The sequence below is a fragment of the Streptomyces sp. NPDC091209 genome (genome assembly GCF_044757755.1).
Classification (GTDB): domain Bacteria; phylum Actinomycetota; class Actinomycetes; order Streptomycetales; family Streptomycetaceae; genus Streptomyces.
Genome location: NZ_JBIVVR010000007.1, coordinates 1 through 20267 on the forward strand (window position 1 = coordinate 1; position 20267 = coordinate 20267).

A 20267-nucleotide genomic window follows, 5' to 3' on the forward strand; every position below is an offset into this window, starting at 1 on the left:
ACGCCCGGTTACATTCCGAACCCGGAAGCTAAGCCTCACAGCGCCGATGGTACTGCAGGGGGGACCCTGTGGGAGAGTAGGACGCCGCCGAACAATCTTTGGAGGACCCCTGGTCCCAGCGACTCGCTGGAACCAGGGGTCCTTTTGTTTTTTCCGAAGCGCGCCGAGTACTCGGCTGCGCGAGAATGACTTGCGGTACCGATGACAGGAGTCACCCATGTCCACCAACTCTCCCGACGAGCGACCGGAGCGCGACCAGCGCCGTCGTGACAGTGGTGACCGCGGTGACTACCGCGGGGGCCCGCGCCGAGACAACGACCGCCGTGACAACGACCGTGGCAGCTCCGGCCGGCGTGACGATCGCCGTGAGGGCGATCGCGGCGGCTTCCGTCGTGACGACAACCGTGGCGGCACCGGCACCGGCACCGGCACCGGCGCCGGCAGTGGTGGTGGCGGCTTCCGTGGCCGCGACGACCGTCGCGAGGGCGATCGGGGCGGCCGGCCGCCGTTCCGTCGTGACGACCGTCCGAGCGGCCCGCGCCGCGACGGCGACCGCCCTGCCTTCAACCGCGACGATCGGGCCGGCAGCCCGCGTCGCGATGACGATCGCGGAGGCTTCCGTCGTGACGACAGCCGCGGTGGCGGTAGTGGTGGCGGCTTCCGTCGCGACGACCGTGGTGGCAGTGGAGGCAGTGGTGGCGGTGGTTTCCGTCGCGATGACAACCGTGGTGGCGGTAGTGGTGGCGGTTTCCGTCGCGACGACAACCGTGGCGGTACGGGCACCGGCGGTGGTGGCGGCTTCCGCCGTGACGACCGTGGTGGCAGTGGTGGCGGAGGCTTCCGTCGTGACGACAGCCGCGGTGGCGGTAGTGGTGGCGGCTTCCGTCGCGACGACCGTGGTGGCAGTGGTGGCGGTGGTTTCCGTCGCGATGACAGCCGCGGTGGCGGTAGTGGTGGCGGCTTCCGCCGCGACGACAACCGTGGCGGTACGGGCACCGGCGGTGGTGGCGGCTTCCGCCGTGACGACCGTGGTGGCAGTGGTGGCGGCGGCTTCCGCCGCGACGACAGCCGCGGTGAGTTCCGCCGTGACGACCGTCGCGACGACCGTGGCCCCCGTCGCGACGCGGACCGTCCGCCCTTCCGTCGTGACGACCGTCCGAGCACCCCGCGTCGTGACGACGACCGCGGTGGGTTCCGTCGCGACGACAACCGTGGCGGCGGCGACTTCCGCCGTGACGACAGGCGTGACGACCGTCCGAGCACCCCGCGCCGTGATGACGACCGCGGTGGCTTCCGTCGTGACGACAACCGCGGCGGCGGCGACTTCCGTCGCGACGAGCGTCGCAGCGATGACCGTGGCGGTTTCCGTCGCGACGACCGACGTGACGAGCGCCCCAGCAGCCCGCGCCGTGATGACGACCGCGGCGGATTCCGTCGTGACGACAACCGCGCCGGTGGCGACTTCCGTCGCGACGAGCGCAGGGACAGCGACCGTCCGCCCTTCCGTCGTGACGACCGGCCCAGCACCCCCCGTCGTGACGACCGGCCCAGCAGCCCGCGTCGTGACGACGACCGTGGCGGGTTCCGTCGTGACGACCGGCGTGATGACCGCCGCGACGACAGCCGCGGCGGTGGCTTCCGTGGCCGTGACGACCGGGGACGCGACGACCGTGGCCGTGGTGGACCGCGCGGCGACGACCGGGGCGGTCGTCCCGGTGGCTTCCGTGGCCGTGACGACCGCGGGGGCGACGACCGGCGCGGTGGCGGTCGTTTCCGCGACGAGCGGGAGCGGGACCGTGAGCCGATCAAGCGGCTGCCGATCCCGGACGACGTCACGGGCGAGGAGATCGACAAGGACGTACGGCAGGAGCTCCAGAGCCTGCCCAAGGGCCTCGCCGAGGACGTCTCCCGCAACCTGGTGATGGTGGCCCGGCTCATCGACGAGGACCCCGAGGGCGCTTACGAGTACTCGAGGATCGCCCTGCGGCTGGCGTCGCGTGTCGCCGCCGTGCGCGAGGCGGCCGGGTTCGCGGCGTACGCGAACCAGAAGTACAGCGAGGCGCTCGCCGAGTTCCGCGCGGCGCGCCGGATGACCGGCAGCGTGGAGCTGTGGCCCGTGATGGCGGACTGCGAGCGGGGTCTCGGCCGGCCTGAGAAGGCGCTGGAGATGGCCGGGGCGCCCGAGGTGCAGAAGCTGGACAAGGCGAGCCAGGTCGAGATGCGGCTCGTGGCGGCCGGCGCCCGGCGTGACATGGATCAGCTCGAAGCCGCCATCGTCACCCTTCAGAGCCCGGAGCTCGCCTCGAACTCCGTTCAGCCCTGGACCGCGCGACTGCGGTACGCCTACGCCGACGCGCTTCTCGCCGCCGGGCGGGAGAGCGAAGCGCGCGAGTGGTTCGCCAAGACGGTCGAGTCCGACAAGGACAGCAGCACGGACGCCTCCGACCGGCTCGCGGAGCTGGACGGCGTCGAGTTCGTGGACGCGCTCGTCGAGGAGGACGAGGAGGCCGAGAACGGCCGGGTGACCGCGTCCGAGGCCGGGACGGAGATCCGCGCCGAGGACGAGCACCAGGACGACGACGAGGACGACGAGGACGACGAGATCGAGTCCGTGACCACGGACGGGATCACGGACGACGTCGACGACCTCGAAGACGAGGATGAGGACGACGACCTCGACAGCGACGAGGACGACCGCGAGGACGACGCTCCTCACCGTCCTCAGAGCTGACGCCGGTACCGCGGCGCAAACACGTGGGCGGCGGGACACCGGAAGGTGTACCGCCGCCCACGTGGCGTTTCCGGGGCCGCGACCGTCAGGGAGCCAGCGCCCGCAGGACCAGTCCCGACGCCGGCTTCGGGCCGAACGACGTCGACTTGCGCGGCATCGTGACCCCCTGGCGGGCGAGATCGCGTACGACCTCCTCGTGGACCGGGTGCATCAGGACGGCCGTGCCTCCGTCCTGTTCCGCCTTCTCGACCGTGGCAATCGTGTCGTGGATGTACGCGATGTGCGCGGGGGAGTCCTCCGGGATGCCCCACACATGGTCGAGGAGTACGGCGTGCAGGACCGTCGCGTCCAGCGTGCGCCAGGCCTCCGGGCGGTCGGCCGGGATCGTACGGGCGAGGAGGTCCGGCGACGGGCGGTCGACCAGGTGGAAGGCGCCGTCGCCGGCGAGCAGGAAGGCGTTCCCCTCGGCGGCCGCCGCGGAGAGTGCCTCCAGGGCCTCGCCGAGGGGCACGTCGAGGTGGCGTACACGGAAGGAGTCCCCGAGGGCGGCCAGCGCCTCGGCGACCGGCAGGCGGTGCAGCAGGCGGTGGATGGGCCGGACGCGCAGCGGGTAGCGCGCGGTGTCCACCAGGAGGACCAGACCGTAGTCCCAGGGGCTCGGCGAGGGATGCTCCGCGCGTAGACGCAGATACGTCGCCCAGCGATGATGGCCGTCGGCGATCAGGGCCTGGTGCCGGCCGAGATCTGTCCGGATCTCGGAGAGCCCCGCCGGATCCGTGACCGCCCACAGACGGTGGCTGATGCCGTCCTCCGTGGTGGTGGACAGCAGCGGCGGCCGGGTGGCGGTGCGTTCGATGACGGCGGCCGTGCCGTAGCCGGATCCGTTGCCGCGATACGTCAGCAGCAGGGGTTCGAGGTTGGCGGAGGTGGCGCGCATCAGGGCCGCGCGGTCCGCGATGATGTGCGGCATCACGTCCTCGTGCGGGAGGACGACGCCGTCGGCCGGCTCGGACAGGCGCAGGCTGCCGATCACGCCCCGTTGCAGCAGGTCGCCGTCGCGCTGCTCGTACACGTACAGGCCCGGCACGGGATCGGCTGCCAGAACGCCCTCCGACAGCCAGTCGCGCAGCGTGTCGGCGGCCTGCCTGTTGCGGGCGGCGGGGGTGCCGTCCTGCGGGAGGATCAGCCGGACGATGTTGTACGGGTCGGCCGACTCGAGTTCGAGCAGTCCGTCGGGCCGGACGATCACGTCGTACGGCGGGGATGTCACGGCGGCCAGGCTGCCGACCCGGTCGGGGTCGTAGCGCAGGCCTCGGAACGGGGTGAGTTCGAGGCCGCTCCCTGCCGGTGTTTCCTCCTCGGGACCTGCATAGTTCATTGGGGCATCGTAAGTGTGTCAGTGGCATGCGCGATGATCGGGGCAAAGGGATCGAACGAGGAGCGATGCGCAATGAGCCAGACCGTCAGGACGCGGCCCGAAGGCAGTGGCCAGGCCCTGAGCGAGGCCTATGACACGGCGCTGCTGGATCTGGACGGCGTGGTGTACGCGGGCGGTCACGCCATCGCGTACGCCGTCGAGTCCCTCGGGACGGCGCGCGCGGGCGGAATGCACCTCGCGTACGTCACCAACAACGCGCTGCGCACTCCGGACGCGGTCGCCGAGCACCTCACGGAGCTGGGCATACCGACGGTGGCCTCGGATGTCATCACCTCGGCGCAGGCCGTGGCCCGGCTCATCAGCGAGCAGGTGCCCGCGGGCGCGCGCGTGCTGGTCATCGGCGGCGAGGGGCTGCGGGTCGCGCTCCGTGAGCGCGGGCTGGAGCCGGTCGACTCGGCGGAGGACGAGCCCGTCGCGGTTGTACAGGGGTACGGCGGTCCCGATCTGACCTGGTCGCGCTTCGCGGAGGCGTGTTACGCCATCGCGCGTGGGGTGCCCTGGTTCGCCTCCAACACGGATCTGACGATTCCGGGCGCGCGCGGGATCGCGCCGGGGAACGGCGCGGCGGTGGAGGTCGTCAGGATCGCCACGGGTGCCGAGCCGCAGGTGGCGGGCAAGCCGTTGCCCCCGATGCACCGCGAGACGATTCTGCGGACCGGGGCCGAGCGGGCGCTGGTGGTCGGTGACCGGCTGGACACGGACATCGAGGGCGCGTTCAACGGAGAGGTGGACTCGCTGCTCGTCCTCACCGGTGTGACGGACGGCGCGCAGCTCCTCGCCGCGCCGCCGCAGCACCGGCCGACGTACGTCGACGCCGATCTGCGCGGAATGCTCACCGGGCAGCCCGAGGTCGTCGAAGCGGGCGCCGGGTTCCGCTGCGGAGGCTGGACGGCGACGGCGGGCAGTGAGGAGTTCGAGCTGGCGGGCGAGGGAGAGGCCCTCGACGGCCTGAGGGCCCTGTGCGCGGCGGCGTGGACGGCCGCGGGAGAGGGCAGTTGCGAGCTGGACGGAGGGAAGGCGCTGGCGCGGCTCGGACTCTAGGCGCCCGGGGGCGGGGTGCGGCGGGCGGATCGATGAACGATGCGAGGGTAGGCTAACCTAACTTCGTGTTGGTCGACAGTCCTCCTGAACAGTGCGCGGAAACCGCCCCCGCGCCCCCGACCCGCCGGGCGATACGGACACTTGGGCTCCTCGTCTGCGTGGGTGTCCTGCTGCTGGTCGCGCTGGCGAGTATCGCGATCGGGGCGAAAGCGCTGCCGCTGGACCAGGTGTGGCACGGCCTGTTCCACGACTCGGGGACGTACTCCGACGTCGTGGTCGGCGACCGGATCTCCCGGACCGTGCTCGGGCTGCTGGTCGGCGCCGCGCTCGGGCTGTCCGGCGCCGTCCTCCAGGCGCTCACCCGTAATCCGCTGGCCGACCCCGGTCTGCTCGGCATCAACGCGGGCGCGTCCGCCGCGGTCGTCACCGCGATCACCTACTTCGGTGTCACCTCGCTGAGCGGCTATGTCTGGTTCGCCTTCGTCGGGGCGGCCGCCGTCGGAGCCCTGGTCTGGTTCCTGGGCGGCAGCCGGGGCGCGACCCCGGTGCGGCTCGCGCTCGCCGGAACCTCCATCAGCGCCGCGCTGTACGGCTATCTGCAGGCCGTGATGATCATGGATGACGCGGCGCTCGGCAAGATGCGCTTCTGGACGGTCGGTTCGCTCGCCTCCGCGACCGACTCGACGATCGAGCAGGTGGCCCCCTTCCTCGCCGTCGGCACGCTCCTCGCGCTGGCCCTCGCCCGGCCGCTGAACGCGGTGGCCATGGGCGACGACACCGCCCGCGCGCTCGGCGCCGACCTGAACCGCACCCGGGCGCTCTCCATGGCCGCCGCGACCGTGCTGTGCGGCGCCGCGACCGCCGCCTGCGGACCGATCGTGTTCGTCGGACTGATGGTCCCGCACGTCGTCCGCTCCTTCACCGGGCCCGACCTGCGCTGGATCCTGCCGTACGCCACCGTCCTGTCGCCCGTGCTGCTGCTCGGCGCCGACGTTCTGGGCCGGATGGTCGCCCGGCCGGCGGAGCTTCAGGTCGGCATCGTCACCGCCGTCCTGGGCGGTCCGGTCTTCATCTTTCTCGTACGGCGACGGAGGACGGCGCAGCTGTGACGACCCCACGTATCCGAACCGCCCGGGCCCAACGCGTTCCGGGGTCTCCCGCGCGCCGCGTCCGCGCCGTCCGCACCGGCGACGGCCTGTCCTTCCGCCTCGACATCCGCACGTTCACGGTGGTCGTACTGCTGCTGGTGGCCGCGGCCACCGCGAGCGTGGTGCTCATCGGCACCGGCGACTTCCCGATCCCGGCCGGCGATGTGCTCAAGACCTTGGCCGGCGACGGCAGCGCGAGCCAGGAGTTCATCGTCGACGACCTGCGGCTGCCGCGCGTCCTCGTCGGCCTGCTGGTGGGGGCCTCGCTCGGGCTCGGCGGAGCGCTCTTCCAGTCCATCTCCCGCAACCCGCTGGGCAGCCCCGACGTACTCGGGCTCGGACAGGGTTCCACGGCCGGCGCGCTCATCATGATCGTGCTGTACTCGGGCAGCGCGACCGAGGTCGCCCTCGGGGCGCTCGTCGGCGGACTCGTGACCGGGCTCGCCATCTATCTGCTCGCGTGGAAGCGGGGCGTGCACGGCTATCGGCTGGTCCTGGTCGGTATCGGCGTCTCCTCGATCGTCACGGCGGTCAACGGCTACCTCCTCACCAAGGCCGACATCGTCGACGCGGCCCGCGCCGTCGTCTGGATGACCGGTTCCCTCAACGGCCGTGACTGGGCGCAGGTCTGGCCGCTGCTCATCATGTGCGCCGTCCTCGTCCCCCTCGTCCTCGGCAACGCGCGCGGGCTGCGGATGATGGAGATGGGCGACGACGTGTCGTACGCCCTCGGAGTGAGTGTCGAGCGGACGCGGCTGCTGCTGATGCTGGCCGCCGTCCTGCTCACCGCGGGTGCCACGGCCGCCGCGGGGCCGGTCGGTTTCGTGGCGCTCACCGCGCCGCAGCTCGCCCGGCGGCTCACCCGGTCGCCCGGACCGAACCTGGTGCCGTCGATGTGCATGGGGGCGACCCTGCTCATCGTCGCGGACTGGGCCTCGCAGCGGGCCTTCGGTGCCGACCAGCTGCCCGTCGGCGTCGTGACCGGCGTCCTCGGCGGCGTCTATCTGCTGTGGCTGCTGGTCACCGAACGCAAGGCGGGCCGGATATGAGCAGCCCGGCGAACCCGATGGCCGGCCGGCCGAAGAACGCCGCGCGTGCGAACGACCAGGCGCACGAGAACACCCGAAGGAGCACTGTGAACCGCCTGTCCGCCGACAACGTCACCCTCGGCTACGACCAGCGCGTCATCGCGGAGAACCTGTCCGTGGAGATCCCCGACCACTCCTTCACGGTGATCGTCGGCCCGAACGCCTGCGGCAAGTCCACGCTGCTGCGCGCCCTTTCGCGCATGCTGAAGCCCTCGGCGGGGAGGGTGCTGCTCGACGGACAGGCCATCCGGTCGATGCCCGCGAAGAAGGTGGCCCGCACCCTCGGGCTGCTGCCGCAGTCGTCGATCGCGCCGGACGGGATCACGGTCGGTGACCTCGTCGGCCGGGGCCGCTATCCGCACCAGGGCCTGCTCCGCCAGTGGTCGGCGGAGGACGAGCGGGTGGTCCAGGAGTCGATGGCCTCGACCGGGGTCGCCGAGCTCGCCGATCGCTATGTCGACGAATTGTCCGGCGGCCAGCGCCAGCGCGTGTGGATCGCGATGGCGCTGGCGCAGCAGACCCCGCTGCTCCTCCTGGACGAGCCGACGACCTACCTCGACATCCAGCACCAGATCGACGTCCTCGACCTGTGCGCCGAGCTCCACGAGACACAGGGCCGCACCCTGGTCGCCGTACTGCACGATCTCAACCACGCGGCCCGGTACGCCACCCACCTGATCGCCCTGCGCGGCGGCGAGGTCGTCGCGGAGGGCGCGCCGAACGACATCGTCACGGCCGACCTGGTCGAGGAGGTCTTCGGGCTGCGCTGCCAGGTCATCGACGACCCGGAGACCGGGACCCCGCTCGTGGTGCCCGCGGCACGCCGGGCGAGGCCCCGCGCCGCCGCGGCGGCTACAGAAGCGTCCTGAGCCGGAACAGGTCGCGCAGGCCCGCCTCCAGCTTCACCCGGCCCGAGCCCCAGGCCCTCGCGAAGTTCAGCTCGCCGTTCACCATCGACACCAGATCGTCGCCGTTCATGGTCAGACGGATCTGGGCCCGCTCGGGGGGCGGGCCCTGGAGTGTGTCGAGCACCTCGATCCGGCCGCCCTTGAGGCGGCCGACGAAGGTGATGTCCAGGTCGGTGATTCGGCAGCTCAGCGAGCGGTCCAGGGCCGCAGCGGTGCGTACGTCCCCTTCGGCGCTCGCCATGTTGTCCGAAAGCTTGTCGAGTGCGGTGCGGCACTCCTCAATCGTCGCCATCGTGATCGACCGTACCGCAGCCCTTCGCGGTAGCGTCGGGGCATGAACGACTCAGTTCCCGGGGCCGAGCTCCCCGAGGCCGTGACCGCGGGGGAGCCGGGACCGTCCGCCGAAGCGGAGCCGGAGCCCGCGTACGACCCCGCCGCACCAGCCCCGCTGAACGTCCCGCGCGTCCCCTCGGGCAACGCCGACGTCGACGCACAGCTCGGCCGGCTGGCCGACGCCGACCACCTCGCCACGGACGGACACGTCGAGGTGTACGAGGATGTGCACCGGGGGCTGCGCGACGCGCTCACCGCGCTCGACGTCCGCCCGGGAGCTCCGGCTCCCGCCGGTCACCCGACCGCCGGCCCCCGATGAGACCCTTGAGGGCACACCCGTCCATGCCGTACGACCGCAGGAGCTGAACCGAACGTGGCAGGAGTGGCACGCCGCCGCCTCGACGCCGAGCTGGTCCGCAGGAAGCTCGCCCGATCACGCGAGCACGCCGGACAGCTGATCGCCGCGGGCCGGGTCAGCGTGGGCAAGACCCTCGCGACCAAGCCCGCCACGCAGGTCGAGACGGCCGCGGCGATCGTGGTCAGCACGGACGAGAACGACCCCGACTACGTCTCGCGCGGCGGACACAAGCTCGCCGGAGCGCTCGCCGCCTTCGGGCCCGAGGGCCTGAAGGTCGAGGGGCGGCGGGCGCTGGACGCCGGCGCGTCCACCGGAGGCTTCACCGACGTCCTGCTGCGCGCGGGCGCCGCCCATGTCGTCGCCGTGGACGTCGGTTACGGACAACTCGCCTGGTCTCTCCAAAGCGATGAACGCGTCACCGTCAAGGACCGTACGAACGTACGCGAGTTGACGTTGGAGGCGATCGATGGGGAGCCCGTGGACCTTGTTGTCGGGGATCTGTCCTTCATCCCGCTCGGACTGGTGCTGCCCGCCCTCGCGCGGTGCACGGCGCCGGATGCCGACCTGGTGATGATGGTCAAGCCGCAGTTCGAGGTGGGGAAGGACCGGCTGGGCAGCGGCGGTGTCGTGCGCAGCCCGGAGCTGCGCGCCGAGACGGTGCGCGGTGTGGCGGGGCGGGCCCACGAACTGGGGCTCGGAGTGAAGGGCGTGACCGCGAGCCCGTTGCCCGGACCGTCGGGCAACGTCGAGTACTTTCTGTGGCTGCGTGCCGGGGCACCCGAACTCGACCCGGCCGACGTTGACCGTGCAGTGGCGGAGGGGCCGCGTTGACACAGACCCGAGCTCGTACTGTTTTCCTGCTGGCCCACACCGGGCGGCCGGCAGCCATCCGCAGTGCCGAACTGGTCGTCCAGGGGCTGCTGCGCTCCGGGATCGGCGTACGGGTGCTGGCGGCCGAGGCGGCAGATCTGCCGCTGCCGGACGAGGTGGAGCTGGTCCAGGAGGCGACTCCGCAGTGTCTCGACGGCTGCGAGCTGCTCATCGTCCTGGGCGGTGACGGAACGCTGCTGCGCGGCGCCGAGTTCGCCCGTGCCTCCGGCGTGCCGATGCTCGGCGTCAACCTCGGGCGGGTCGGTTTTCTCGCCGAGGCCGAGCGCGACGACCTGGACAAGGTCGTCGACCGCGTCGTCACCAAGGCGTACGAGGTCGAGGAACGCATGACCGTCGATGTGGTCGTGCACCGCAACGGCGACATCGTGCACACCGACTGGGCGCTGAACGAGGCGGCCGTGCAGAAGGTGTCCGCCGAGAAGCTCCTCGAAGTGGTGCTGGAGATCGACGGGCGCCCCGTCACCGGGTTCGGCTGCGACGGGATCGTCTGCGCGACTCCGACCGGGTCGACGGCGTACGCCTTCTCCGCGGGCGGGCCCGTGGTCTGGCCCGAGGTCGAGGCGCTGCTGATGGTGCCGATCAGCGCCCACGCCCTGTTCGCCAAACCGCTGGTCACCTCACCGGACTCGGTGCTCGCCGTGGAGGTCCTGCCGCACGTCCCGCCGGGCGTGCTGTGGTGCGACGGGCGGCGCACGGTGGAGCTGCCGCCCGGTGCGCGCGTCGAGGTGCGGCGCGGGGCCGTGCCGGTGCGGCTGGCCCGGCTGCACCACGCGTCCTTCACCGACCGGCTCGTGGCCAAGTTCGCGCTGCCGGTCTCCGGGTGGCGCGGGGCGCCGCACCAGTAGACGCGCGCGGCACCCGGGTTCCGCCCCGGGTGCCGGGCCGCCTCCGCACGGGCCGACGGCGAACGAGATCACCCCCGGAAGGTAACGCTCGGTTCTCTTTGCGGGGGGCGGCGTCGCACAGGGCTGGGAAAACCTCGTATGGTCGGGGACGTGTTGGAGGAGATGCGGATACGGTCGCTCGGAGTCATCGACGACGCGGTCGTCGAGCTGTCACCAGGCTTCACCGCCGTGACCGGTGAGACCGGTGCGGGCAAGACGATGGTGGTCACCAGCCTCGGGCTGCTGCTGGGCGGGCGCGCGGACCCGGCCCTCGTGAGGATCGGCGCCAAGAGCGCCGTCGTGGAGGGGCGGATCAGCGTACCCGCGGGCGGGACGGCCGTCGTACGGGCCGAGGAAGCGGGCGCCGAGCTCGAAGACGGTGTGCTGCTGATCAGCCGTACCGTTTCCGCCGAGGGGCGCTCACGCGCGCACCTGGGCGGGCGCTCGGTGCCGGTGGGCGTGCTCGCCGAACTCGCCGACGAACTCGTCGCGGTGCACGGCCAGACCGACCAGCAGGGACTGCTCAAGCTGTCCCGGCAGCGGCAGGCCCTCGACCGGTACGCGGGGGACGCGGTCGCCGTGCCGCTCGCCAAGTACGCGGGCGCATACCGTCGGCTGCGGGCCATCTCGGCCGAGCTGGACGAGATCACCACGCGCGCGCGGGAACGGGTCCAGGAAGCCGACCTGCTGCGCTTCGGACTCGACGAGGTCGCGGCCGTGGAGCCGCGCGCGGGCGAGGACGTGGAGCTGGCGGCGGAGGCGGAGCGGCTCGGTCACGCGGAGGCGCTGGCGTCGGCCGCCACGGCCGCCCACGCGGCGCTGGCCGGCAACCCCGAGGACCCGGAGGGCATCGACGCGGCCACGCTCGTCGCGGGCGCCCACCGGACCCTGGAGGCCGTACGGTCGCACGACTCGGCCCTCGCCACACTGTCCGGGCGGATCGGCGAGATCGCCATCCTCCTCGGTGACGTGGCGGGCGAACTCGCGGGCTACGCCGACGATCTCGACGCCGACCCGCTGCGGCTGTCCGCGGTCGAGGAACGCCGGGCCGCCCTCACCCAGCTCACCCGGAAGTACGGCGAGGACATCGACGCCGTGCTCGCCTGGGCCGAGCGGAGCGCCGAGCGGCTCACCGAACTCGACGGCGACGACGACCGGCTCGACGAGCTGACCGCCGAGCGGGACGCGCTGCGCGGCGAACTGGGCGGACTGGCCCAGGCGCTGACGGACGCCCGTACGGAGGCGGCCGAGCGGTTCGCCGCCGCCGTGACCGCCGAGCTGGCCTCGCTCGCCATGCCCCACGCGCGCGTGTCCTTCGAACTCCGGCAGACCGACGACCCGGAGGGGGTGGAGGTCGGGGGACGTCCGGTGGCCTACGGCCCGGTCGGTGTCGACGAGGTGGAACTGCTGCTCGCCCCGCACCCCGGGGCGCCGCCGCGGCCCATCGCCAAGGGGGCGTCCGGCGGTGAGCTCTCGCGCGTGATGCTCGCCGTGGAGGTCGTGTTCGCGGGGACTGACCCGGTGCCGACGTATCTCTTCGACGAGGTCGACGCGGGGGTCGGCGGCAAGGCCGCGGTCGAGATCGGGCGCCGGCTGGCGCGGCTCGCCCGGACCGCGCAGGTCGTCGTCGTGACGCACCTGCCGCAGGTCGCCGCCTTCGCCGACCGGCAACTGCTGGTCGAGAAGACGAACGACGGGTCGGTGACCCGGTCCGGCGTGAAGGTGCTGGAGGGCGAGGAGCGGATTCGCGAACTGTCCCGGATGCTCGCCGGCCAGGAGGACTCCGAGACGGCTCGGGCCCACGCGGAGGAACTGCTCGCGACGGCCCGCGCCGACGGCTAGCCGGGTGGCCCGCCCCGCGGGCCGGGCCACCCGCCGAGCGGTTTCGGCGCGGTCGTTCCGCGGTCGTTCCGCGGTCGTTCCTCGACCGCGCCGGGTTGCCGCGCCGGGTTGCCGCGCCGGGTTGCCGCGCCGCGTTGCCGCGCCGCGGCTCAGCGCCGCTCAGCGCGGTCGTGTCGCGTTCGCCCGGCCGTCGTTCCGTGCTCCCGGTGTCCGGACCGTGTTCCCGGCCTTGGTGAAGCCCGACTTGTCGAGCAGCCAGGCCGCAGAGGTCTTGGTGTGGCCCTCACCGGCCGCGTACGCCGGCGGTACGGCGTCCGCGCCGAGCCGCTCCTTCACGCGCGCGTGGAACGCGGCGAACGTCCGGACCGTTTCGCACGCCCCTTTAGGGTGATCACATGATCACGCGGATGGAGCACATGGGACGGATTGTGGGATTCGGTACCGCTGCCGCGGTCACGCGTGTGTGCGTAGCCGCCCTGCGTTCCAACCCGCCCGGTGGCCCCGCCCGCTGGACCAGCGACAACTACGCCGGGCGGACCGTCGAGCTCTACGCGGGCCCCGCGACCGCCGTGGGCTCGGCCTTCGCGGCGGCACGGGTCCACCCCGCCGCCGCGGGAGCGGTCGCCGTCGCCGGTGCGTGCGGCGCGTACGACGACGTCGTCGGCGCGGGTGACCCGCGGCGGGGGTTCCGGGCGCATCTGGGGGCGCTGCGCGACGGCCGAGTGACCAGCGGGGCGGTCAAGTTGTTCGGGATCGCGGCGGCCGGTCTGGTGGCCGGGGCGGTGCTCAAGGAGCGGCCCGTCGACAAACTGCTCGCGGGAGTCGTGATCGCCGGTACGGCCCATTTCGTCAACCTCGTCGATGTGCGTCCGGGGCGGGCCGCCGGCGCCGTCCTCGCGCTGGGCGTGCCCGGGCTGCTGTGCGGTGGGGACGCGGGGCGGCTGTCCGCGGTGGCGACGGGTGCCGTCGCCGCCGTACTGGCCGACGACCTCGGCGAGCGCGCCATGATCGGTGACACGGGTGCCCACGCGCTGGGCGCGACCCTGGGTACCGCCATCGCCCTGGGCAACGGCCGGGCGGGTCTCGCCGCCCATGCGGCGGCCCTGGTGGCCGCGACGGCCCTCGGGGAGAAGGTCAGCCGGGCGGCGGAGACGTTGGGGCGCACCGGGGAGTGATGCCTCCGGGGCGCGCCGCGTGACGCCGGACGCGCCGCGCGCTGTGCGGGTGCACCCCCGAGCCGGGGTGCGTGCGATGTGCGGAGGGACTTCCCGGCACCGGGGTGGCTCGCGACGCGGAGGGCATCCCCACCCACGACAGCGGAGGAACGCGTGGTCTGTGAGGGCATTGCCGAGCTCGGGGTGGCTCGCGATGCGGGAGTGCTTCCTCGGTACCGACGTGTTCTGCGGTGAGTTACGGCATTCGCGAGGCGGGGGTGGCTCACGAGGTGAGGATCGTCGCCATGACGTCGGAGTGACGCGCGAGACGTGGGTGGTCGTGGGCGCCGGGTGGGGTCCTCCGCGGCTCGGGCCTCCCCGGAATGGGCTACTCATCACTCGTGCGGGTGATCGTCGTCGCGGGGTTGCCCCGTCTGACGTGCCCTCGTCGTGATGGCGGTGCCGGAACGCCCGGGCGGCCTGGCATCCTTGGCGTAGTACGCGGTGCACGACGTGCGGTTACCCCCCTTTGCGCGACCCTTCTGTACGTATCCTCGTGACCGTCCGACGCCGAACCAGGAGCCCCGGCCACGTGAGCCACGTGAGCAGCCACTCACCGCACGGCCAGTCGCCGCTGCGCACCGTGCAGGTGCTCGGCGGAGGCAGCGCGGGCAGCAGCGCGCATGTGCGGTCGCTGGCCGCCGGCCTGGTCGCCCGGGGGGTAAGGGTCACCGTCTGCGCTCCCGCCGAGGCGGACCGCGTGTACGGCTTCACCGGGGTCGGCGCGCACCACGTTCCCGTGCCCCGCAGCAGCGACCCGGCCTCCGTGTCCGCGCTGCGGGCCGCCTGCGCGGACGCCGATCTCGTGCACGCGCACGGGCTGCACGCGGCGCTGCGGGCGGCGCTGGCCCTCAGCGGACGGCGCGTTCCCCTTGTCGTCACCTGGCACACCCGCTCGGAGGCCGACGGCGCTCGGGCCCACGTCCTGCGGCTCCTGGAGCGGCGGGTCGCCAGAGCCGCCGCCGTGGTGCTCGGGACCTCGTCCGACCTGGTGGACCGGGCGCGCAGCAGGGGAGCGCGGGACGCGCGGCTCGCCGCCGTCGCTCTTCCGGCTCCGCGCCCGCCCGTGGAGCCCGCCGAACCCGACCGGTGCCGGCAGAAGGCGCGGGCCGAACTCGGCTCGACCGGCCGTCCGTTGCTCATGGCCGTCGGCTCACTCGACCGGCACCGCGGTTACCACACGCTGCTGGACGCCTCGCGCGCTTGGTGCCGCCTCGATCCCGTGCCGCTGCTGGTGATCGCGGGGGAGGGGCCGTTGCGCGCCGTTCTCCAGCGCCGGATCGAGGACGAGGAGCTGCCCGTCCGGCTCATCGGGCGGCGCGACGACATCACGGAACTGCTCGCCGCCGCCGACCTCGCGGTGCTGCCGAGCAGATGGGAGTCGCGCTCGGTGCTGGCGCAGGAGGCCCTGCACGCGCGCGTGCCGCTGGTCGCCACAGCGGTAGGGGGCATTCCCGAGATGGTCGGCGACGCGGCCGAACTCGTCCCGTACGGCAACGCGAAGGCGTTCGGCGACGCCGTCGTGCGGCTGCTCGCCGATCCCGCGCGCCAGGAGGTCCTGCGGGAGAAGGGCGCCCGGCAGGCGGCGACTTGGCCGACCGAGGACGAGACGGTCGCCCAAGTGCTGAGCGTCTACGACGAGTTCACGCAGCCCCGGCCGCTGGGCTGACGCCGGTCAGGAGGACTGACGCGGGCCGGGGACCTGACGTCGGCCAGGGGACCGGCACCGGTCAGGGAACGTGTCTGCGTGCCCGCAGGGCCAGACTCAACGCCAGTACCGTCTGCGGGTCGTCCAGGTCCGTGCCCAGCAACTCGCCGATCCTGGCGAGGCGGTTGTAGAGGGTCTGCCGGTTGAGATGCAGCTCGCGGGCGGTCTCCGCCTTGCGGCCCGCGTGCGCCAAGTACGTCTGCAGGGTGGGGAGCAGGGGCGGCTTGGAGCGGACGTCGTGGTCGCGGAGCGGACCGATCGCGCGCTCCACGAAGGCGGCCAGGTCGGGGTGTTCGCGCAGCCGCCACAGCAGCAGGTCGATGTCCAGGCGGCGCGCGTCGTACCAGGGACGGTCCGACAGCCCCTGTGCGGCCGTCGCCGTCTCCGCCGCGTGCCGCAGGCCCGCCGAGGCGGCCGCCCAGCCGCCCGCGACCCCGACCACCACCACCGGCGGCTGCGCCCCGGGCCGCTGCATGCCCGCGCGCTCCACCCCGGCCCGCAGCGCCGCCGCGACACGGTCCGCGACGGCCGCCCGCTCCGACTCCGAGCGCAGGCCGAGCAGCAGCGGGACCCGGCCCTCGACGGGACGTACGCCCAGCAGGACCGGGACACCCACCGAGGCCAGCTCCTCGGCGACCGCACGGGCCAGGACCGCCCAGCCGCCGCCGGGGGCGAGTCCGTCGGCGAGTCGCATCACGACCGGCAGGAGCGGGCTGCCGCCGGGCTTGAAGCCGAGCACCCGGGCCTGCGCGGGCGCGTCCTCGGCCTCGATGCGGCCCTCGGCGAGGTCGGTCAGGAAGTCGCCGCGCCCCCGCGCCGCCAGTTCCTCCTCCTGGCGGGCCTGCATCAGCACGACGGCCAGGATGCCGGCGGCCCGCTCGGCGGCGATCCGGTGCACCGGGGCGACCGGCGCGCCGACCGGCAGCAGAACCAGGCGGGCGCGTACGGAACCGGTGCCGGGGCCGCCGCCGGGCACGTCCACCAGGGTGGTCCCCGCGGGCGGCTCCTCCTTGTGCTGGCCGCGCAGCCCCTCCCAGACCTGGAGCGGGTCGGCGCCCGTGGAGCCGGCCCCGGCGGCGTACAGGAGCTGTCCGTCCGCGGTCTCCAGGAAGACCGGGTTGCCGCTGAAGTCGGCCAGAATGCGCAGGACTTGAGGCACTCCGCCGCCGCCGAGCAGGGCTTCGGTGCAGCGCCGGTGCACCTCCTCGGCCTGCTGGAGCAGTGCGTAGTGACCGTTGACGATCTCGGTGTGGATCTCCTCCGTGACCGTCACGAAGGGCACCTCGCGGTGCAGCTGGACCAGCGGCAGACCGGTGGACCGTGCCGTCTCCACGAGCGCGGCGGGCAGCCGGGTGAAGCGCGGGCCGAGCTCCACCACGAGCGCCGCGATCCCGCGCTCGGCGAGGGTGCGGACGAACGCGCGCTGGTCGGCCGGGCGGGTGCCGAGACCGTATCCGGTGGTCAGCAGCAGCTCGCCGCCCTTGAGCAGGGAGGCGATGTTCGGGACCTCGCCTGCGTGCACCCAGCGCACGGTCCGCTGCAGCCGGTCGGCCCCCGCGATGATCTCCGGCAGCCCGCTGCGCAGTCCGGGCAGCTCAAGGGCCCGCTGCACGGTGATTCCGGCGCCTTGGGTGTCGTAACGGCTGTCCATGCAGCGGACGCTACCCGCGGACGGGTTCCCGGGGCATCTCCGGCCCCTGACGAGCGACGACGCCGGAGCGTCGGGGAGCGGCGCGGTCAGGCGGCCGCCGGTACCGGGGTGATGTTGTGGTTGAAGCGGAAGACGTTGTCCGGGTCGTACGCGGCCTTCACCGCGGCCGGTCGCCGGAGGTTCTCGGCGCCGCCGTGCAGGGCCCAGAACAGCTCCGGGTTCTCCTGGTCGGTGGCGCGCACCGGCGAACCGTCCGCGGTCACCAGTTCGACCCCGAGCAGATTGTCCACGGCGAGTCCGACCGACCGGTCCAGCCAGCCGCTGCCGCCGCCGAGGACGAACCCGCCGACGCCGGTCGTCGAGGCGCGGCCGCCGGTGGTCGCCAGGCCGTACGGCTGGGTGGCCCGGTCGAGATGGCTCATGACGGCCCCGCCCTCGACCCGTACCGTCTCGGATCCGGGGTGGACGGTGACCGCGTGCGTCCGGCTGAGATCGATGACCAGACCGCCGTCGTTGAGCGACATGCCGGCGACGCTGTGGCCGCCGCCGCGCACGGCGACCGGCAGATCCAGCTCACGCGCGAAGCGCACAGCGTGTGTCACGTCGGTCTCGCCCTCGCACAGCGCGATCACGGCGGGCCGCCGGTCGATCATCGCGTTGAAGATCGACCGGGCCTCGTCCTACCCCGGATCGTCCGGGTGACCACGTCACCGGAGAGATCGGTGCGGAGCGCGGCCAGTGTCGCGCCCGCTTTCGAAAGGGGAGCCATGGGAGCCGCCCCCTTCCATGAGGGGACAGGACTTCTTCCAGGCTAGGCGGGTACGGCGGTTCGGGCGCGCCGGGGTGTCGCGTCCTGGCGCGCCCGAACCGGAGGGGGCTCAGCCTCCGTACGCGCCGCTCGCGGTCAGCCGCAGGGCCGTGTCGATCAGCGGAACGTGGCTGAAGGCCTGCGGGAAGTTCCCGACCTGGCGCTGCAGGCGCGGGTCCCACTCCTCGGCCAGCAGCCCGAGGTCGTTGCGCAGGGCCAGCAGGCGCTCGAAGAGCTTGCGGGCCTCGTCGACCCGGCCGATCATCGCGAGGTCGTCGGCCATCCAGAACGAGCAGGCGAGGAAGGCGCCCTCGTCGCCCTCCAGACCGTCCACGCCCGCGTTCTCGCCGGAGGTCGGATAGCGCAGGATGAAGCCGTCCGAGGTGGACAGCTCGCGCTGGATCGCCTCGATGGTGCCGATCACCCGCTTGTCGTCCGGAGGCAGGAAGCCCATCTGCGGGATGAGCAGCAGCGAGGCGTCGAGTTCCTTCGAGCCGTACGACTGGGTGAACGTGTTCCGGTCCTTGTCGTAGCCCTTCTCGCACACGTCCCGGTGGATGTCGTCACGCATTTCGCGCCACTTCTCCAGCGGGCCGTCCGCGTCCCCGGACTCGATGAGCTTGATGGTGCGGTCGACGGCGACCCAGGCCATCACCTTGGAGTGGACGAAGTGCCGCCGCGGACCCCGGACTTCCCAGATTCCCTCGTCCGGCTGGTCCCAGTGGGTCTCCAGGTAGCGGATCAGCTTCAACTGGAGCAGCGAGGCGTAGTCGTTGCGGGACAGGCCCGTCATATGGGCCAGGTGCAGGGCCTCGGTGACCTCGCCGTAGACGTCGAGCTGGAGCTGGTGCGCGGCGCCGTTGCCGACCCGGACGGGTGACGAACCCTCGTACCCGGGAAGCCAGTCGAGCTCTGCCTCGCCCAACTCCCGTTCCCCCGCGATGCCGTACATGATCTGCAGGTTCTCGGGGTCGCCCGCGACCGCCCGAAGCAGCCACTCGCGCCAGGCGCGGGCCTCCTCGCGGTATCCGGTGCGCAGCAGCGAGGAGAGGGTGATGGCCGCGTCGCGCAGCCAGGTGTAGCGGTAGTCCCAGTTGCGTACGCCGCCGATCTCCTCCGGGAGGGAGGTGGTGGGCGCGGCGACGATGCCGCCCGTGGGCGCGTACGTCAGGGCCTTCAGCGTGATCAGGGAGCGGACGACGGCCTCGCGGTAGGGGCCGTGGTACGTGCACTGGTCGACCCAGTCGCGCCAGAACTCCTCGGTCGCCTCCAGGGACTGCTCCGGCTCGGGCAGCGCGGGCGGCTGCTTGTGCGAGGGCTCCCACGAGACCGTGAAGGCGACCCGGTCGCCCGGCGCCACCGTGAAGTCGGCGTACGTGGTCAGATCCTTGCCGTACGTCTCACAGGCCGTGTCGAACCAGACCGAGTCCGGTCCGGCCACCGCGACCGTGCGCCCCTCGTGCCGGTGCACCCAGGGCACCACACGGCCGTACGAGAAACGCATCCGCAGCGCCGAGCGCATCGGCACCCGGCCCGTGATGCCCTCGACGATCCGGATCAGCTGCGGCGCGCCGTCACGCGGGGGCATGAAATCGGTCACCCGGACCGTGCCGCGCGGTGTGTCCCACTCGGATTCGAGGATCAGCGAGTCGCCGCGGTAACGGCGGCGACTCGCGGTGGGGGGCTGGGCGTCGGCCGCGTGCGCGGGGCCCAGCCGCCAGAATCCGTGTTCCTCCGTGCCGAGCAGCCCCGCGAAGATGGCGTGGGAGTCGAAGCGGGGCAGGCACAGCCAGTCGACTGTGCCGTCCCGGCAGACCAGCGCTGCTGTCTGCATGTCTCCGATGAGTGCGTAGTCCTCGATGCGCCCGGCCACGTGCATCTCCAGTCGAACGGCCACGTCGCCCCGTCACGGGGCGGTCGCTCTTGCGGTCAAAGGGAACGTAGGTACTGCGGAACAGTAGGCAATGGGATGGTCGATACCTGCGGAACGTCGATGATGGGGGACGTCCGTCGTGCGTCGCTGCGAAACGTCAGTTGTCGGTGCGATGGGCGATGCGATTGTCGTCTCGAAACGAACTGACAGGCCCTCTTTGTTCCGGTTACGTGCGGGATGGTGCCGTGTGCCGGAAGGCTCGGCAGCGAGTGTCCGAGCAGGATACGACGCACGTGGAAGATCCGCGTGCCGCTCCGGGCAACCCGGCTGAGCCGATCGAGTGAGCGGTGT

The 20267-nt window shown here is 72.6% G+C and carries 17 protein-coding genes, 1 rRNA gene and 2 pseudogenes; 13 read left to right on the plus strand and 7 right to left on the minus strand.

Annotation, left to right across the window (positions count from 1 at the left end):
* The 3 genes from rrf to ACIQRL_RS20970 all read left to right on the plus strand — a co-directional run.
* Positions 1-93 (plus strand): 5S ribosomal RNA (gene rrf / locus ACIQRL_RS20960); the annotation flags it as partial.
* Between the two features lie 173 nt (positions 94-266).
* Positions 267-1922, plus strand: coding sequence for a hypothetical protein (locus ACIQRL_RS20965; protein WP_401334505.1), 1656 nt, complete (start codon positions 267-269; stop codon positions 1920-1922).
* Positions 1805-2731: a hypothetical protein gene (locus tag ACIQRL_RS20970; RefSeq protein ID WP_401334422.1), complete on the plus strand. Its 927-nt coding sequence runs from the start codon at positions 1805-1807 to the stop codon at positions 2729-2731. Before ACIQRL_RS20965 ends, ACIQRL_RS20970 begins: the two co-directional genes overlap by 118 nt.
* Before the next feature lie 85 nt (positions 2732-2816).
* Here ACIQRL_RS20970 and ACIQRL_RS20975 read toward each other — a convergent pair whose 3' ends face one another.
* Complete coding sequence (locus ACIQRL_RS20975; protein ID WP_401333416.1) at positions 2817-4109, minus strand: DUF1015 domain-containing protein; 1293 nt, start codon at positions 4107-4109, stop codon at positions 2817-2819.
* Positions 4110-4181: 72 nt separating this feature from the next.
* Here ACIQRL_RS20975 and ACIQRL_RS20980 point away from each other — a divergent pair, with 72 nt between their 5' ends.
* The 4 genes from ACIQRL_RS20980 to ACIQRL_RS20995 all read left to right on the plus strand — a co-directional run bounded on the left by ACIQRL_RS20980 (position 4182) and on the right by ACIQRL_RS20995 (position 8315).
* Positions 4182-5210: an HAD hydrolase-like protein gene (locus ACIQRL_RS20980; RefSeq protein ID WP_401333418.1), complete on the plus strand. Its 1029-nt coding sequence runs from the start codon at positions 4182-4184 to the stop codon at positions 5208-5210.
* A gap of 65 nt (positions 5211-5275) precedes the next feature.
* Complete coding sequence (locus ACIQRL_RS20985; RefSeq protein ID WP_401333421.1) at positions 5276-6319, plus strand: FecCD family ABC transporter permease; 1044 nt, start codon at positions 5276-5278, stop codon at positions 6317-6319.
* 11 nt (positions 6320-6330) lie between these two features.
* On the plus strand, positions 6331-7407 hold the full coding sequence (locus ACIQRL_RS20990; protein WP_401334425.1) for a FecCD family ABC transporter permease: 1077 nt from the start codon (positions 6331-6333) through the stop codon (positions 7405-7407).
* A gap of 17 nt (positions 7408-7424) precedes the next feature.
* A complete protein-coding gene (locus ACIQRL_RS20995; RefSeq protein ID WP_401334428.1) occupies positions 7425-8315 on the plus strand; it encodes an ABC transporter ATP-binding protein in 891 nt (296 codons plus the stop codon).
* Here ACIQRL_RS20995 and ACIQRL_RS21000 read toward each other — a convergent pair.
* On the minus strand, positions 8299-8646 hold the full coding sequence (locus tag ACIQRL_RS21000; RefSeq protein WP_401333424.1) for an SCP2 sterol-binding domain-containing protein: 348 nt from the start codon (positions 8644-8646) through the stop codon (positions 8299-8301). The genes ACIQRL_RS20995 and ACIQRL_RS21000 overlap by 17 nt on opposite strands.
* A gap of 42 nt (positions 8647-8688) precedes the next feature.
* Here ACIQRL_RS21000 and ACIQRL_RS21005 point away from each other — a divergent pair, with 42 nt between their 5' ends.
* The 4 genes from ACIQRL_RS21005 (at position 8689) to recN (ending at position 12662) form a co-directional block, all read left to right on the plus strand.
* Positions 8689-9006, plus strand: a complete 318-nt coding sequence (locus ACIQRL_RS21005; RefSeq protein WP_401333427.1) for a hypothetical protein — start codon at positions 8689-8691, stop codon at positions 9004-9006.
* Between the two features lie 54 nt (positions 9007-9060).
* Positions 9061-9876, plus strand: coding sequence for a TlyA family RNA methyltransferase (locus ACIQRL_RS21010; RefSeq protein WP_401333429.1), 816 nt, complete (start codon positions 9061-9063; stop codon positions 9874-9876).
* Positions 9873-10781, plus strand: coding sequence for an NAD kinase (locus ACIQRL_RS21015; RefSeq protein ID WP_261709914.1), 909 nt, complete (start codon positions 9873-9875; stop codon positions 10779-10781). Before ACIQRL_RS21010 ends, ACIQRL_RS21015 begins: the two co-directional genes overlap by 4 nt.
* Before the next feature lie 138 nt (positions 10782-10919).
* Positions 10920-12662, plus strand: coding sequence for a DNA repair protein RecN (gene recN / locus ACIQRL_RS21020; protein ID WP_401333432.1), 1743 nt, complete (start codon positions 10920-10922; stop codon positions 12660-12662).
* 228 nt (positions 12663-12890) lie between these two features.
* Here the strand turns inward: recN and ACIQRL_RS21025 are convergent.
* A pseudogene (locus tag ACIQRL_RS21025) lies at positions 12891-13019 on the minus strand (UDP-N-acetylenolpyruvoylglucosamine reductase); the annotation flags it as partial.
* A gap of 38 nt (positions 13020-13057) precedes the next feature.
* Here ACIQRL_RS21025 and ACIQRL_RS21030 point away from each other — a divergent pair.
* Both ACIQRL_RS21030 and ACIQRL_RS21035 read left to right on the plus strand, forming a co-directional pair.
* Entirely contained in the window at positions 13058-13837 is a 780-nt protein-coding gene (locus ACIQRL_RS21030; protein ID WP_401333435.1) for a hypothetical protein, read from the plus strand.
* A 571-nt stretch (positions 13838-14408) separates the two neighbouring features.
* Complete coding sequence (locus tag ACIQRL_RS21035; RefSeq protein WP_401333438.1) at positions 14409-15545, plus strand: glycosyltransferase family 4 protein; 1137 nt, start codon at positions 14409-14411, stop codon at positions 15543-15545.
* A 61-nt stretch (positions 15546-15606) separates the two neighbouring features.
* Here the strand turns inward: ACIQRL_RS21035 and ACIQRL_RS21040 are convergent, their stop codons facing one another.
* The 4 genes and pseudogenes from ACIQRL_RS21040 to ACIQRL_RS21055 form a co-directional block, all read right to left on the minus strand.
* Positions 15607-17235 (minus strand): PucR family transcriptional regulator, encoded by a 1629-nt coding sequence (locus ACIQRL_RS21040; protein ID WP_401333440.1) that lies wholly within the window; start codon positions 17233-17235, stop codon positions 15607-15609.
* Positions 17236-17321: 86 nt separating this feature from the next.
* On the minus strand, positions 17322-17396 hold the full coding sequence (locus ACIQRL_RS21045; protein ID WP_401334430.1) for a BBE domain-containing protein: 75 nt from the start codon (positions 17394-17396) through the stop codon (positions 17322-17324).
* 18 nt (positions 17397-17414) lie between these two features.
* Positions 17415-18004: pseudogene (locus tag ACIQRL_RS21050) on the minus strand (FAD-binding oxidoreductase); the annotation flags it as partial.
* A 109-nt stretch (positions 18005-18113) separates the two neighbouring features.
* Positions 18114-19922: a glycoside hydrolase family 15 protein gene (locus ACIQRL_RS21055; protein ID WP_401334433.1), complete on the minus strand. Its 1809-nt coding sequence runs from the start codon at positions 19920-19922 to the stop codon at positions 18114-18116.
* Between the last annotated feature and the right edge of the window lie 345 nt (positions 19923-20267).